The sequence below is a fragment of the Sphingomonas sp. NFR15 genome, assembly GCF_900103265.1.
Taxonomy (GTDB): Bacteria; Pseudomonadota; Alphaproteobacteria; order Sphingomonadales; family Sphingomonadaceae; genus Sphingomonas; species Sphingomonas pollutisoli.
Genome location: NZ_FMWX01000001.1, coordinates 1 through 13822, shown reverse-complemented (window position 1 = coordinate 13822; position 13822 = coordinate 1). Strand labels below are relative to the sequence as shown.

Here is a 13822-nt window from a genome sequence, read left to right as displayed (position 1 = left end):
GCTTATCGGATGATCGAGCGAAGTCCATATCGCCGTCACCAACAAGGAGATGTGTCATGACCGATCTTGCCAAAGCCGGTACGTTCCGTTTGGGCGACCGCACCGTCAACCGCATGGGCTATGGCGCGATGCAACTTGCCGGGCCGGGCGTATTCGGACCGCCGAAGGATCGCGACGCGGCGCTCGCCGTGCTGCGCACCGCCGTCGAGGCGGGTGTCGACCATATCGACACGAGCGATTTCTACGGCCCGCACGTCACCAACCAGATCATCCGCGAAGCGCTTCACCCGTATCGTGATGGCCTCACGATCGTCACCAAGGTCGGCGCGGTGCGCGGCGACGATGCCTCGTGGCTGCCCGCGCAAAGCCCGGCCGAACTGACGCAGGCGGTGCACGACAATCTGCGCAACCTTGGGCTCGATGTACTCGACGTGGTCAATTTGCGGGTGATGGGCGATATACATGTCCCCTCGGAAGGTTCGATCGAGCCACAATTCTCGACGCTCGCGCGGTTGCGCGAACAGGGGCTGATCCGACACCTCGGTGTAAGCAACGTGACCGCCGCGCAGGTTGCCGAGGCACAGACGATCGCGCCGGTGGTGTGCGTGCAGAACCAGTATAACCTCGTCCATCGCGAGGACGACGCTTTGGTCGATACGCTCGCCGCGCAGGGCATCGCCTATGTGCCGTTCTTCCCGCTTGGCGGCTTCACACCGATCCAGTCGGACGGGCTGGCGACGGTGGCGGAGCGGCTCGGCGCGACGTCGATGCAGGTTGCGCTCGCCTGGTTGCTGGCGCGCGCGCCGAACATCCTGCTGATCCCCGGCACGTCGAGCGTGGCGCATCTGGCCGAGAACCTCGCGGCCGCCGATCTCGACCTGTCGGAGGCGGTACTGATCGAGCTGGACGCGGTGGCGAGCGTCGTCGCCTGATCCGCTCAGTCCCCGACGCTGCGGCGTCGGGGATGTCGGCTATTGCTGGTTCTCGGTGCCGAGATCCTGCGGACCGCGCTTGGCGGAATCGGGCGCGTCCTGGCCGTTCTGCTGCTGCTGAAGCGACCTGTAGTGCGATGCGTTCAGCCCGATGAAGACTGCGACGATCACCGCGACGACGATCGCGACGACGACGATGGCGGCCTTGCCGGCATTGCGGGGCGGGGGCTGGTCGGTCACGGGCGTTTCCCTGTTGTGGTCACAGAGAAATGCCCCGGCGTCGGCGATGTTCCGAAACGCGTTCACACCATCTGCACGATCAGCCACAGATTGGCCGCGACGATCACCGCGAACACGCCCCAGGCGGCGACACGCACAGCCGCGCCGCTGGCATGGACGCCCATGATGCCACGATCGCTGGTGAAGCGTATCAGCGGGTAGATCGCGAACGGCAGTTGCAGCGACAGCACCACCTGCGTCAGCACCAGCAGCTTGCCGACCGCGTGATCGCCCAGCCACAGCACGCCAGCAAGCGCCGGCACCAGCGCCAGCCCGCGCGTGATGATGCGGCGCTGCCAGCAGGGAATCTTGAGATCGAGGAAGCCTTCGAGGATGACCTGGCCCGCGATCGTCCCGGTGAAGGTCGCGCTCTGCCCGGAGGCGAACAGCGCGATGCCGAACAGGATCGCCGCCGCCGCCGCGCCGGTCAGCGGCGCGAGCAGATGATAGGCTTCCTCGATTTCCGCGACATTGGCATAGCCGCTGTCGTGGAAGGTCGCCGCCGCCAGCGTCAGGATCGCTCCGTTGACCAATGTCGCGAGCAGCAGCGAAACGACGATATCGACGGTTGCGAAACGCAGCGATTGCTTGAGCGCGGCTTCGCCGGGCGCGGTCACGCGCGTCTGGACGATCGACGAATGCAGGTAGAGGTTGTGCGGCATCACCGTCGCGCCGAGAATGCCGACCGCGAGATAGATCGCCTGCGGATCGGAGAACACGTCGAGTTTGGGGACGGCACCATGCAGGATGCCTGACAGGCTCGGGCCGGCGATGACGAGTTGCACGGCGAAGCACACCGCGATCGTCGTCACCAGCCCGAGGATGATCGCCTCCACCTGGCGGAAGCCGTTGCCTTTCAGCCCGAGCACGACGATCGTATCCAGCGCCGTCAACAACACGCCGAGCCAGAGGGGCACGCCGAGCAGCAGGTTGAAGGCGAGCGCGCTGCCCAGCACTTCCGCCACGTCGGTCGCGACGATCGCCAGTTCCGCAAGCAGCCAGAGCCCCACGGTCGCGCCGCGCGAATATCGCTCGCGTGCCATTCGCGCGAGATCATGCCCGGCCACGAGGCCCAGCCGCATCGCCAGCGATTGCAACAGGATCGCAGCGAGGCTGGTGAGCAGCACGACGAAAAGCAGATCATAGCCGAAGCGCGACCCCGCCGCGATATCGGTCGCCCAATTGCCTGGGTCCATATAGCCGACCGCGACGAGCAAACCCGGCCCGGCCGCGCGGAGCAGCTTGCGCCACAGCGGCAAGCCGGCGGGAACCGCGACCGCGCCACGAACTTCGGACGGGCAGAAAGGAGCGGTCGCGACGGCGGGCAGTTTGTAGGACATGGGGGGCCCGTAGCAAGCGCTGCGCCGCACGACCATTGATCTCGCGTAATGAGACTGATCGAAGCGCACGATCAGAGAAGCAGACGCCTTTACCGCGCGGGCTGGCCGGCGAACGTCACCACGCTTTCCGCACCGTCGGTCCCCACCGCGCTCACGCCGAAGAAACAGTCATCCACGACCACGTTCTTCAGGAGATGCGTCGTCTCGGCGGCGGGCACGTCGAGCGCCCGCTGCCAGTCCTGTGCATCCGTACGGCGCCAATGGATGCGATAGCGTGTCGCGCCCGGAACGGCTTGCCACGCGACGGTCGTGTCGTCGGTGCCGCCGCCCGTGATCGTGGCGCTGTTCGGCGCGGGCGGGGCGGCGGCGAGGCGGCGGATCGTCGCGACGTTGATCGCGGCCACCTTGGCGAGATAGTCGAAATCCATCTTGTCGACCGTGTCGCCGTAGCTGACGCCGTTTTCGGTTCGGATATCCTGATGCTGCTGATCCCAATTCTCCGCGCCGACCGTGAAGCGGATCGCCGGGTACCCGAGTTTGAGGAATGGTTCATGATCGCCACCGCGTCCGAGCCGGTCGGGCCGACGGTCGACGAACACGTCGAGGCCGCCCGGTAGCGAGGTTGCGATGTCGCGGACCGCTTTGGCGAGGCTGCGCGACGGCGAATCGTCTTCGCCGCCGTTACCGCGCGCCGCGAGGTACGCGGGCAGGTCGTCAGCGGCGCGCAAGCCTTCGGAGAACACCCGTACGCGATCCGCCACGCGCGCGCCGTTCTGGCCGATCGTGTTGCCGACGATATCGTTGTTGAGCATCGCGGTGACGGTCCAGTTCTTCGCCTTGGCCGTCTCGGCGAGCAACTGGCTGCCCCACAATCCCTGCTCTTCACCGGAGAAGATCGCGTAGACGATCGTGGCGCGGAACTTCTCCTTCGAGAGGATGCGCGCCGCTTCCAGCACCAGCGCGACGCCCGAGCCGTCGTCATTGGCGCCCGGAGCATCGGCGGTGGCGTTCATCACGTCGGTGACGCGGCTGTCGATATGCGCGCCCACGATGACGACTCGCTTGGGCTCGGTGCCTTGCTGGAACCCCAGCACATCGACGATCTCCGCGCCTTGCGGCGCACGCGGGCCGGTGAAGGTGCGGGCGATGTTCGCGACGGTGATGCAGCCACCGCAAGCATCGGCGAGGTGGGTCAACTCCGCTCCCGCCCAGCGCCGCGCCGCGCCGATGCCGCGCACGGGGTCATCGGGCGAGGAAAGCGTGTGGCGGGTGCCGAAGCTCACCAGCTTCTCGACGGTCGCCTTCAGACGCGCCGGGTCGGGCGCTTCCGCCACTGCAGGCGAGGCGGACAGGATGGCGGCCGAAAGGACCGGTGGGAGCAGGATACGCATGCGCCGACCGTGGCGCGATTGCCGACAACCTTCAACCGCCAAGCGCGACCGCCTGCTGGCGGGGTCACCCAGGCAATCAGGCGATCCGGTGAGGCTTATCTTGCATCGGTGCCGGAGGGGGCACCTTGGGGAAGGAATCGTCGTCCCCCGCAGTTATCCTCGCGATGAGGGCTGCCCGGCGCTGGTGTAGCGCGGTCAAACGCGCTTCAAGGTGGCGCGTCCGGGACGCGCAGTTCAGCCCCGCCAAAGACGATCGCTGGCGCTGGGCGTTCCACTGCAAGATGTCACGTTCGGCGTCGATGATCGCTATTCTGACGGCGTGCAGTTCATTTTGCAATGAACCTCGCCGGTTTATCATAGCTAACTCCTGAGTCGAAATTTGAACGGTTTCCGACCGGAAGGTAATCAGGGGTACTCGGCGACGTATGTTCGAATCCAACATAGATCAGATCGAAGCGATCAACTGCGACGAATCGTCCGCCCCATAGAGTACGGCGATCGCATTTCTTGTCTCAAAATAGCACTCACACGCCAGTGATTCAAGCGCGTCGCGATCCAGCACGGTCAGGCGGCCTCGCACGTAATCGATGCAGCCCGCGCGCTGAAGCACTTTCGCCGTGAGCGACACGCTAGAACGTGGACCGCCGAGCATCATCCCCAAGAACTCGTGGGTTAGGTTGAACGTGTCTGATCCCGCGCAATATTGGCCGGTGAGAATCCAGCGGCAGCACCGCTCTTCGAGCGTGTGGAGCCGATTGCACGCTGCGGTTTGCGCGAACTGGCCGATCGCGAAGCGGGTATATTGCTGCATCACCCGCGAAAGCGCGGGGTCGGTTGCCATCTCCTCCACCAGAATCCTCCGGTCGATGCGAAAGGCGTCCCCGGGAATCTGGACCATCGTCTCGACGATCGCCTCATCGATGCCGAAGAGGGCGGTCGGGTCGGTCACCCCTTCGATTCCAACGGCACCGACCTCCACCGTCCGGCCATCCCGCATCACTTTCACCAGCGAAACGAGGCCGCGGTTGATGAAGTACATCTGCGTGATGGGGCCATCGATGTGGTCGATCGTCATTCCGCTCAGCATGACCGCTGGCCGCAGATGCGGCAGCAGGCGCTCGAGCGTGTCGGCTGGCATCAGCTTCAGCAGGCGGTTACGGATTGTCGATGCGTCGATCACCATCGTGCCTACCTCGTGCGCCAGCCCCCGCCGATGCCGCGCGCGCTTCATAGATCTTGGCAAGCTCAAGATATTGTCGACGTAGCGCCACATTCTGAATGCTCGCCGCGCGCTGGCGAATTTCAGCGGCCCGGCGACGATCATAAGCATTTGGATCGCTCATACGATCCTCCTTGGCATGTCCGTCCATATAGACCCGGGCGTCTCGACGGCGACACACGTAGTTTTCCCAAGATCGTTTCGGCGCCGTTGGTAGCGTGTTTACCGTCGCCGAGACGAGGGGTTCTTCAGTAATAACCCGAATATCTACCCCGCCGACCAAAGCTGTATTTGCGCGACGACCACAGATCGTTCTCGATGACGGACGGCACCCCCGCAAGGACACGACATCGATGTCATACACCGCCGCCAACCCCGATAGCGACGCGTTCGCGAGGGCGCTCCCCGGTGTCGCCGATGACGGGGCGACGGTCGCGAGCGGCAGAGCGGCTCGAGTCCTCCGGCGTGAGGCGGGCGTTGGCGCGCGCATTTTGGCCATGCGGGGGCCGGCGCATATCTCGCGCCAGAAGGTCGAACGTCATGCCGGGTGAACGCAAGATCGTCGTCATCGGCGCCGGCATCGCCGGGCTGTGCGCGGCGGTGTATGCGCGCAAGTGCGGGTACGCCGTCGAACTCGTCGAGCAGCATGATCGTGCCGGTGGCCTCGCCACGAGCTGGCGACGCGGCGACTATGTTTTCGAAACGTGTATGCACTGGCTCGTGGGCTCGCGGCCCGGGGGCGTTTTGCACGCCGAATGGCAGGAGGTCTGCGAAATCGACTCGCTCCGCTTCGTCGACCATGACGAATTCCTGAGAATTGAGGATGAGCGTGGCGCGCAGTTGTGCATCTACACCGATGTCGGGCGGCTCGAGGCGGAACTCCTGTCCGTGGGACCGGAGGACGAAAACGAAATCCGGCATCTGACCAAGGCAGTCCGCCAACTCGTCGATCTGCCGATGCCGCCGATCGGCGAATCCGGGCTCGCGAGGCTAGCGAGCATGTTCAGGATGCTGCCCGATCTGCCACTCGTCTGGCGTCTCGCGCATATCAGCCTCGGTGACTACGGCCTGCGCTTCCGCAACCCCCTGTTGCGCTCCTTCTTTCGGGATGGGGCGACGCCGAACCTCTCGGCGCTTGCGCTGATCCTGTCGCTGGCCTGGATGAGCGGGCGAAACGCCGGCTATGCGATCGGCGGCTCGCAGGCCCTCATCCGATCGGTCGTCGATCGTCTGCAGGCGCTCGGCGGTACGATCCGCTATGAGATCCGCGTCGAACGCATCCTCGTCGAAAACGATACCGCCTGTGGCGTTGTGCTCGATTCTGGCGAGATCGTCCCGGCCGATTGGGTGATCTCGGCGGCCGACGGTCACGCGACTTTGCACGCGCTTCTTGGCGGCCGCTATCACGATCCGGCGTTCGATAAGGCCTTCGCCCACTACGAGGCCTTTCCCTCCTATGTGCAAGTTTCCCTCGGCTTGGCACGCCCATTGTCCGGTGAGCCGGGCTATCTCACGCTCCGCGCCGAGTCGCCGTTCGAGGTCGATCCGCTGACCCGCCTGGACGCGCTGGCGTTCCGCATCTTCAACTACGATCCGACCTTTGCTCCCGCGGGCAAGACGGCGGTCGCCTGCTTCCTGCCGACACGGAACAGCGCATGGTGGGCCGGCCTGCGCCATGACGATGCCACCGCCTACCAAGCGGCGAAACACCGCGCCGCCGAAGCCGTGATCGAGGTTCTCGGTCGGCGCCTTCCCGGTGTCCGTGACGATATCGAGATCGTTGACGTCTCCACGCCGGCTACCGTCATCCGCTTCACCGGAAACTGGCAGGGCAGCATGGAAGGCTGGCTGATGACCCCGGAGACCGGCTTTGGCACTCTTCCACAGACGCTGCCGCACCTGAAGCGCTTCCTGATGGCTGGCCATTGGGTTCAACCCGGCGGCGGCCTTCCAAGCGGCCTGATGACGGCACGATCGGCGGTGCAGGCAATCTGTCGGGAAGACCATGTCGTCTTCGCGTAGCGACGTCTCGTTCTCGTCGGGCACGATGATGATGAACCGCCGCCAGATGCTTGTCGGCGGGGGCTTGGTCGTGGCGGGAGCCGGCGGTGCGGCGGCGCTGGATGCGTCGCGTACCGGCTCGATGGCGGATTACACTGCGGCGGTCGCGGCCGAGCGTGCGCCGCTCGGCGACCGCGCCGGACTGTTGGACCTCGTACGATACGCCGCGCTGGCGCCGAGCGGCCACAACGTGCAGCCGTGGCGTTTCCAGCTCGATCCACACCGTATCGGAATCCGTCCAGACTACAGCCGTCGCACCCCAGCGGTCGATCCCGACGACCATCATCTCTTCGTGAGCCTCGGCTGCGCGCTGGAGAACCTCGTGCTGGCGGCTGCCGCGCGAGGCCGGGGAGGGGCCGTGTGGTCTGATCTCGCCGGCTCCGGTCAGATCCTTCTCGAGTTCGCGCCGGGCCGACCGGAATCGTCGCCATTGTTCGAGGCGATCCCGCGCCGCCAATCAACGCGGGCGGAATATGACGGTCACCCTGCCGCCGTCTCCGACCTGAAGGCGCTAGAGGTTGCAGCGGAAGTGCGCGGCGTCGATGTAATCATCGCGACCGCTCGCGCGCAGATCGAAAGCGTGCTGGACCTCGTGGTCGCCGGCAATCGCGCGCAAATGGCCGATCGCGCATTCCTGCGTGAACTGAGGGGCTGGCTCCGCTTCAATCCTCGTTCGGCGCTTGCGAGCGGGGATGGCTTGTTCAGCGTCCTGAGCGGAAACCCGATCGCGCCGACGTGGCTGGGTCGGCTGATGTTCGATCTGGCGTTCCGCGTCGATGCCGAAAACGACAAATATGCCAGGCAGCTACGCTCATCGGCGGGCATCGCCATTTTCGTAGCGCGAGGCGCCACCCGCGAATCCTGGGTACAGGCAGGGCGGGCCTGCCAGCGCTTCGCGCTTCAGGCGACCGCGCTCGGCATGAAATGCGCCTTCGTCAATCAACCCGTCGAAGTTCCCGCGCTGCGCGGCGAACTCGCGCGCTGGGCTGGCTTGCCCGATCGCAGACCGGATATCGTGATGCGGTTCGGCCATGGGTCCGCCATGCCGTTCTCGGCCCGGCGGCCGGTGAGCGCGATCGTCTCTGGCGCCGCTTCCCTGTAGAAGCGCGAGCCGTGGCGGATATTGGAACGCGCATGCGGGGGGATCGTTTAGAATGCGGGAGTCCGCTATGCTCGGCAATCGAGAAGAAGGAGCGCTCAGCGTCGCGCGCGACGGCGAGGTGGGTGGCGGGAGCGGTGCTGCGGCGCCGTTGATGTCCACTGCTGGAACCTGGACCTGTCCGATGCACCCGCAGGTCCGGCGAGATGGTCCAGGTGCTTGCCCGATCTGCGGCATGGCGCTGGAACCTGTCGAGCCGAGCACGGATCAGGACCGAAGCCCCGAACTGCTCGATTTCACGCGTCGCCTCTCGGTGAGCGCGGCCCTGTGCGTGCCGTTGCTCCTGCTCTCGATGGGCGGAGAGATGCTGGGGCTGCACCTGGTCCCGGCAGCGGTGTCGCCTTGGTTCCAGCTCGCGCTTACGGCGCCGATCGTGCTTTGGGCGGGGCTGCCGTTCTTCGAGCGAGGTTGGGGGTCGGTTCGTTCCGGCCACTATAATATGTTCACCCTCATCGCCCTCGGGGTCGGAGCGGCGTTCCTCTACAGTCTGGGCGCGACGATCGCGCCCGGTGCATTCCGGGGGACCGCGCATACACACGGCGGCATGCCGCCCGTTTACTATGAAGCCGCGGGTGTGGTGGTGGCGCTGGTCCTGGCAGGGCAGGTGCTGGAGCTTCGGGCGCGCGCCGCCACCGGCCGCGCGGTTCGCGCGCTCCTTGATCTCGCGCCCAAGACGGCGCGCCGCATCGACGCGAGCGGCGAACGGGACGTGCCGCTCGCGGACGTCGCGGTGGGGGATCGGCTGCGCGTCCGACCGGGTGAGGCAATTCCGGTGGATGGCACGGTGATCGACGGGCGGTCATCGGTGGACGAGGCGATGCTAACCGGAGAACCGGCGCCCGTGTCCAAGGCGCCGGGCGATCGGCTCACCGGCGGCACCATCAACGATACGGGCAGCCTGATCATGGAGGCGCAGGCCGTCGGCGCCGACACCATGCTGGCGCGCATCGTCGCGATGGTAGCCGAGGCGCAGCGCAGCCGCGCCCCGATCCAGGCAGTGGCCGACCGTGTCGCGAGCTGGTTCGTTCCGGCCGTGGTGATGATCGCCGTCGTCACGTTTCTCGTCTGGAGCTTGATCGGGCCAGAGCCGCGCATCGGCCACGCCCTGTTGAATGCGGTCGCGGTGCTGGTCATCGCCTGCCCTTGCGCGCTCGGGCTCGCCACGCCCATGTCGATCATGGTCGGCACCGGGCGCGGCGCGCGGGCGGGCGTGCTCGTCAAGAACGCCGAAGCGCTCCAGGCGCTCGACACGGTGGATACGCTGGTGATCGACAAGACGGGTACGCTCACCGAAGGTAAGCCGAAGCTGATCGCGGTCGAACCGGTTGGCGACATACCGGCGGACGCGTTGCTGGCGCTGGCCGCTGCGGTCGAGGTCGGCTCCGAACATCCGCTGGCGCGCGCCATCGTCGCGGGCGCGAAGCAGCGTGGCCTGGCGCTTGGGCGGGCGGAAGGCTTCGAGTCTCAGACGGGGCTTGGCGTCCGCGCCACTGTCGATGGACGCGTCGTGGCGGTCGGTAACGATGCCCAGATGCGTGGCGTCGGCGCGGATCCACGGCTTCTGTTGGATGCCGCCGAGCGGCACCGCGTCGCTGGCGCGGGCGTGATGATGGTCGCGGTCGATGGGCGCGCGGCGGGATTGCTCGCGGTCGCTGATCCGATCCGCGAGTCCGCGCAGGCGGCGATTACGGCGCTTCGCGCCGAAGGGCTGCGGATCGTCATGCTAACCGGCGATGGCCAAGCCACGGCGGAGGCGGTCGCGCGGGCCCTCGGCGGGATCGACGAGGTACGCGCCGATCTGCGGCCCGCCGACAAGGCACGCGTCGTCGCGGCGCTGCGATCGGGGGGAGCGCGCGTCGCCATGGCCGGCGATGGTATCAACGACGCGCCCGCGCTCGCCACCGCCGATGTCGGCGTGGCGATGGGGACCGGCACCGATGTCGCGATCGAGAGCGCCGGCCTGACGCTCACCAAGGGTGATCTCGCGGCGATGGTGCGCGCCCGCCGACTGGCCCGCGCGACAATGGCGAATATCCGCCAGAACCTTTTCTTTTCCTTTTTGTTCAATGGCATCGGCGTTCCGATCGCTGCCGGCGTGCTCTATCCCGGCTTTGGTATTCTGCTCTCGCCGATGTTCGCGGGCGCCGCGATGGCGCTATCCTCGCTGACGGTCGTGCTGAACGCCCTACGGCTCGACAGGGTCAGGCTCGAACCCGGACGATAATTCGGGGCTTTGGGCATCGCGGCGGGGCAGGATCACGGCGGCCCCGGTGATCGCGCCCGCGCGCAGCCGCTCGAGCGCGACGTTGGCGTCGTCGAGCGCGAAGGTCTCCGTGATGATCTTGAGCGGCATGGCGCCGATCGCCGCGAAGAAGGTTTCGCCGTCCTCGCGGGTGAGGTTAGCGACCGAGAGGATCTCCCGCTCTTCCCAGAGATCGGCATAGGGAAAGCTTGGGATGTCGCTCATGTGGATGCCAGCACACACCACCCGGCCGCCCTTCTTCACGGCTTTGAGCGCGAGCGGCACGAGCGCGCCCACGGGCGCGAAGATCAGCGCGGCGTCGAGGGGAGCCGGCGTCGCGGTCGAAGAGCCGCCGGCCCAGACGCAACCCAGCGAGCGAGCGAAGGTTTGCGTGTCCGTGTCGTCGTCGCGTGTGAACGCATAGACATCCCGCCCTTGTGCGATCGCGATCTGCGCCAGCAGATGCGCGGCGGCGCCGAACCCATAGAGCCCGATACGGCGGCCCGGCCCGGCCAGCCGGAGCGCGCGCCAGCCGATAAGGCCCGCGCAAAGCAATGGCGCGGCTTCGACATCGGAAAAGCGCGCGGGCAGGGCGAAGCAGAAGCGCGCGTCGGCTATGACATGGGTCGCATAGCCGCCATCGCGTGTCGCGCCGGTGAACTGCGGGTGATCGCAAAGGTTCTCGCGGCCGCCGCGACAATAGGGACAGCGCCCGCAGGTGGAGCCGAGCCACGGCACGCCTACGCGATCATCATCCGCAAAGCCTTTCACGTCCGCCCCCATCGTCACCACGCGACCGACGATTTCGTGGCCGGGGACAATCGGATATTGCGCGGCGATCTCGCCGTCGGCGACATGCAGATCGGTGCGGCAGACTCCGCAGGCGCTGACCTCGATCAGCAATTCGCCTGGGCCGGGGCGGGGAACCGGACTCTCCCGCGCATGAAGCGGTTGGCCCGGCCCGTCGAAGACCATGGCGCGCATCACCGGCATGGGGCCGCCCCCTCGCGCGATCATCAGGTCGTCCGCCGGCTCCTGAGTGCAAACCCGACCAGCATCAGCATCGATCCCTGGAAGAGCAGATCGATCGCGAGGATGAAACCGAGCACCCAGATCGCATTGGCGGGCCAACCGATCGCGATGAGCACCGCCGCCGCGATGCTGATGAGGCCAGAGGCCAGCATCCAGCCCCAGCCATGCCCCCGCGCGCCCAGAGCGACGCCGACCCGAACCAGACCGGAGGCGCCGATCGAAGCGGCCAGGACAAGCACGATCAGTCCCGCGGCAAGCAACGGCTGGTAGAGTATCGCGGCGGCGGCGGAGAGGTATAGCAGGCCCGACAGCGCCCAGAAGGCGGCCCAGCCCCAGCGCCGCACACCAAAGGCGTGGACCAGCATCAGAATGCCGCCCGCGAACATCGCCGCGCCCACCACATAGGTCGCGGCGATCGCCGCCAGAAGCAGGTTTGCCGAGGCGATGAACCCCAGCAGGGCCAAGGCGGCGCCGGTCCCGACGAACCAGCCCCAACTTTCGGTATCGAGCGATTTGACGCGCAGTTGCGCCTCGAATGCATGCGTTGCCATTTGATCCTCCGTGTTCGACGATTGCGACTGCCACCGGGCGAGCGTTCCGACGATCAAGAGCGCGGCGCGGTGCGACTTGTGACGATCGCGGGGCCCTGCGGCGGGATCGAGATGAGGTGTGGAACCCGGTCCTCACACGTCACCCGCCACTGCTGCGCCCCGCCTTCGGGGGCGAGCTGCTCGACGGTCTTGATCTCCTGGCAGTCGAGATCCGCGTCGCGGATCGCGCGGAAGAACACGCCCTCGCGCTGACCCGGCGGCAACGCGATGACCGCCGCGACTTGGTTCACGGGCGCTTGCGTCGTCTGCTTTTCGGGTTGCTCCGGTGCGTGCGGTTCGCACGATGCGAGCGCGGCGATGGGAATGATCCAGATCCAGCAACCGCGCATGGCCTGTCCTTTCACGTCGGTATCACCGGACGGCGCCCTCGCGGCCCGGCGGCTTGGCGTCACGATAGGCGCACGCGCCGCCCATCTCTGTCCGTAAATCTCCCGATATGGCTGGTCGTCGCCCGCCCGATTGTTACCGGCGGCGCGGCGTTCGGCATGCTGGGATCGGTACCATATGGCCTTGCCCGTACGGTGGATTGCGAATGGGGCGGGCGTGACGCCTGACCCACAAGGGACTCGAACCAGACACCGGAGGGCCCCACGATGTACCACAAGAGCAACCCACAGGCACGAGCCACGCCGGTTTCGTTCGCGTCGTCGCCGCCGCAACGGCAGGCGATCCACGACCTGCGCAACCTCTTCGGCATCGTCGTCGCCGCGAAGAACATCCTGGCCCGTGACCCCGCGCAGACGCAGCGGATCACGCTGCTCGAAGCCATCGAGCATGCCGCCATTCAAGGTGGCCGCCTGACCAGCGATCTTCTTCGCGCCGGGGATCATCCGCCGTCCTGCCAGGCAATCGATGTGGGCGTGCGGCTCGCGGGCCTCGCACCGATGATGAACGCCCTCGCGGGGTCGAGAATCGAGTTCGATCTGGAGATCGGCGTGCCCGAATCGCGGTCGCGGATCGACCCGGCCGCGTTCGACGCGAGCGTCCTCGAACTCATCGCCAATGCGCATGCTGCCCATGCGCGCACGATCCTGGTGCGCAGCGCCCGTGTCGGTGCGCGGCTCTGGATACTGATCTGCGATGACGGGCGCGGCATGGCGCCGGACGTGCGGGAACGCGCCCGGCGCGGCGCGGACACTGGCAGCGCGCGTGGCGCCGGCCTCTCTCGCGTCCATGACTTCGTCCGCGCGAGCCACGGGCATTTGCATATCCGCAGCCGCACCGGCAGGGGGACCGCCGTCGCGATCATTCTGCCGACCTTGCTTTCGATCCCCTCGATCGATCGTCGCGCTCGGCCGTTTGGCGCGCTTTCCGAATCCAGACGCGGAGAAACCGTCCAGCAGAGGGTCGCTCGCGCCGCTACGGCCTGACGGCGTGCCCGAACCCGGGCGGGTCCGAGCTTCGCGCAGTGTCTGACGTGACCCCCGTTTTTTCCTCCAGTTGGAGCTAGAGTCCGACCCCGAAGTGAGCCGCTACCCGTTCTTGGACCACCCAGCCGGGTGTCATCCAGCTTCTACCGGCAGCGGCGGGCCATGTGCCGCTGACCGGTTCACCAG

12 protein-coding genes and 1 pseudogene are annotated in these 13822 nt (G+C 66.7%); 5 read left to right on the top strand and 8 right to left on the bottom strand.

Features of this window, described 5'->3' with window-relative positions; all coding sequences use genetic code 11:
- The first annotated feature begins 56 nt into the window (after positions 1 to 56).
- Positions 57 to 932 (top strand): aldo/keto reductase family oxidoreductase, encoded by an 876-nt coding sequence (locus tag BLS81_RS00070; RefSeq protein ID WP_093219194.1) that lies wholly within the window; start codon positions 57 to 59, stop codon positions 930 to 932.
- A 39-nt stretch (positions 933 to 971) separates the two neighbouring features.
- Here the strand turns inward: BLS81_RS00070 and BLS81_RS00065 are convergent, their stop codons facing one another.
- The 5 genes from BLS81_RS00065 to BLS81_RS20580 all read right to left on the bottom strand — a co-directional run bounded on the left by BLS81_RS00065 (position 972) and on the right by BLS81_RS20580 (position 5285).
- Positions 972 to 1172 (bottom strand): hypothetical protein, encoded by a 201-nt coding sequence (locus BLS81_RS00065; RefSeq protein WP_143023257.1) that lies wholly within the window; start codon positions 1170 to 1172, stop codon positions 972 to 974.
- Between the two features lie 62 nt (positions 1173 to 1234).
- Positions 1235 to 2551, bottom strand: a complete 1317-nt coding sequence (locus BLS81_RS00060) for an Nramp family divalent metal transporter (protein WP_093221601.1) — start codon at positions 2549 to 2551, stop codon at positions 1235 to 1237.
- An 89-nt stretch (positions 2552 to 2640) separates the two neighbouring features.
- Entirely contained in the window at positions 2641 to 3942 is a 1302-nt protein-coding gene (locus BLS81_RS00055) for a M28 family metallopeptidase (protein WP_093219189.1), read from the bottom strand.
- Positions 3943 to 4387: 445 nt separating this feature from the next.
- Positions 4388 to 5125 (bottom strand): Crp/Fnr family transcriptional regulator, encoded by a 738-nt coding sequence (locus BLS81_RS00045; protein WP_176786960.1) that lies wholly within the window; start codon positions 5123 to 5125, stop codon positions 4388 to 4390.
- A complete protein-coding gene (locus BLS81_RS20580) occupies positions 5097 to 5285 on the bottom strand; it encodes a hypothetical protein (RefSeq protein WP_176786959.1) in 189 nt (62 codons plus the stop codon). The genes BLS81_RS00045 and BLS81_RS20580 overlap by 29 nt, the downstream gene beginning before the upstream one ends.
- Before the next feature lie 416 nt (positions 5286 to 5701).
- Here BLS81_RS20580 and BLS81_RS00035 point away from each other — a divergent pair, with 416 nt between their 5' ends.
- The 3 genes and pseudogenes from BLS81_RS00035 to BLS81_RS00025 form a co-directional block, all read left to right on the top strand.
- On the top strand, positions 5702 to 7183 hold the full coding sequence (locus BLS81_RS00035; RefSeq protein WP_093219179.1) for a phytoene desaturase family protein: 1482 nt from the start codon (positions 5702 to 5704) through the stop codon (positions 7181 to 7183).
- Positions 7167 to 8324 carry an Acg family FMN-binding oxidoreductase gene (locus tag BLS81_RS00030; RefSeq protein WP_256325999.1) on the top strand — a complete coding sequence of 386 codons (1158 nt, stop codon included), beginning with the start codon at positions 7167 to 7169 and terminating at the stop codon, positions 8322 to 8324. Before BLS81_RS00035 ends, BLS81_RS00030 begins: the two co-directional genes overlap by 17 nt.
- A 169-nt stretch (positions 8325 to 8493) precedes the next feature.
- Positions 8494 to 10605 (top strand): annotated as a pseudogene (locus BLS81_RS00025) (copper-translocating P-type ATPase); the annotation flags it as partial.
- On the opposite strand, the gene BLS81_RS00020 reads toward BLS81_RS00025, so the two are convergent.
- From BLS81_RS00020 to BLS81_RS00010, 3 genes are read right to left on the bottom strand one after another with little or no spacing between them, the layout of a single operon-like run.
- Positions 10567 to 11607, bottom strand: coding sequence for a zinc-dependent alcohol dehydrogenase family protein (locus tag BLS81_RS00020; protein ID WP_176786958.1), 1041 nt, complete (start codon positions 11605 to 11607; stop codon positions 10567 to 10569). The pseudogene BLS81_RS00025 and the gene BLS81_RS00020 sit on opposite strands and share 39 nt — an antisense overlap.
- Before the next feature lie 32 nt (positions 11608 to 11639).
- On the bottom strand, positions 11640 to 12206 hold the full coding sequence (locus tag BLS81_RS00015) for an HdeD family acid-resistance protein (RefSeq protein WP_093221596.1): 567 nt from the start codon (positions 12204 to 12206) through the stop codon (positions 11640 to 11642).
- A gap of 53 nt (positions 12207 to 12259) precedes the next feature.
- Positions 12260 to 12595, bottom strand: a complete 336-nt coding sequence (locus tag BLS81_RS00010; RefSeq protein ID WP_093219171.1) for a hypothetical protein — start codon at positions 12593 to 12595, stop codon at positions 12260 to 12262.
- 264 nt (positions 12596 to 12859) lie between these two features.
- On the opposite strand from BLS81_RS00010, the gene BLS81_RS00005 reads away from it, so the two are divergent.
- Positions 12860 to 13636: a sensor histidine kinase gene (locus BLS81_RS00005; RefSeq protein ID WP_093219168.1), complete on the top strand. Its 777-nt coding sequence runs from the start codon at positions 12860 to 12862 to the stop codon at positions 13634 to 13636.
- The last annotated feature ends 186 nt before the right edge of the window (positions 13637 to 13822 follow it).

Excerpts from the sequence above, each read along its gene's own strand:
- BLS81_RS00070 (WP_093219194.1), top strand. The coding sequence starts at position 57 with ATGACCGATCTTGCCAAAGCCGGTACGTTCCGTTTGGGCGACCGCACC.
- BLS81_RS00060 (WP_093221601.1), bottom strand. The coding sequence starts at position 2,551 with ATGTCCTACAAACTGCCCGCCGTCGCGACCGCTCCTTTCTGCCCGTCC.
- BLS81_RS00055 (WP_093219189.1), bottom strand. The coding sequence starts at position 3,942 with ATGCGTATCCTGCTCCCACCGGTCCTTTCGGCCGCCATCCTGTCCGCC.
- BLS81_RS00045 (WP_176786960.1), bottom strand. The coding sequence starts at position 5,125 with ATGGTGATCGACGCATCGACAATCCGTAACCGCCTGCTGAAGCTGATG.
- BLS81_RS20580 (WP_176786959.1), bottom strand. The coding sequence starts at position 5,285 with ATGAGCGATCCAAATGCTTATGATCGTCGCCGGGCCGCTGAAATTCGC.
- BLS81_RS00035 (WP_093219179.1), top strand. The coding sequence starts at position 5,702 with ATGCCGGGTGAACGCAAGATCGTCGTCATCGGCGCCGGCATCGCCGGG.
- BLS81_RS00030 (WP_256325999.1), top strand. The coding sequence starts at position 7,167 with ATGTCGTCTTCGCGTAGCGACGTCTCGTTCTCGTCGGGCACGATGATG.
- BLS81_RS00020 (WP_176786958.1), bottom strand. The coding sequence starts at position 11,607 with ATGCGCGCCATGGTCTTCGACGGGCCGGGCCAACCGCTTCATGCGCGG.
- BLS81_RS00015 (WP_093221596.1), bottom strand. The coding sequence starts at position 12,206 with ATGGCAACGCATGCATTCGAGGCGCAACTGCGCGTCAAATCGCTCGAT.
- BLS81_RS00010 (WP_093219171.1), bottom strand. The coding sequence starts at position 12,595 with ATGCGCGGTTGCTGGATCTGGATCATTCCCATCGCCGCGCTCGCATCG.
- BLS81_RS00005 (WP_093219168.1), top strand. The coding sequence starts at position 12,860 with ATGTACCACAAGAGCAACCCACAGGCACGAGCCACGCCGGTTTCGTTC.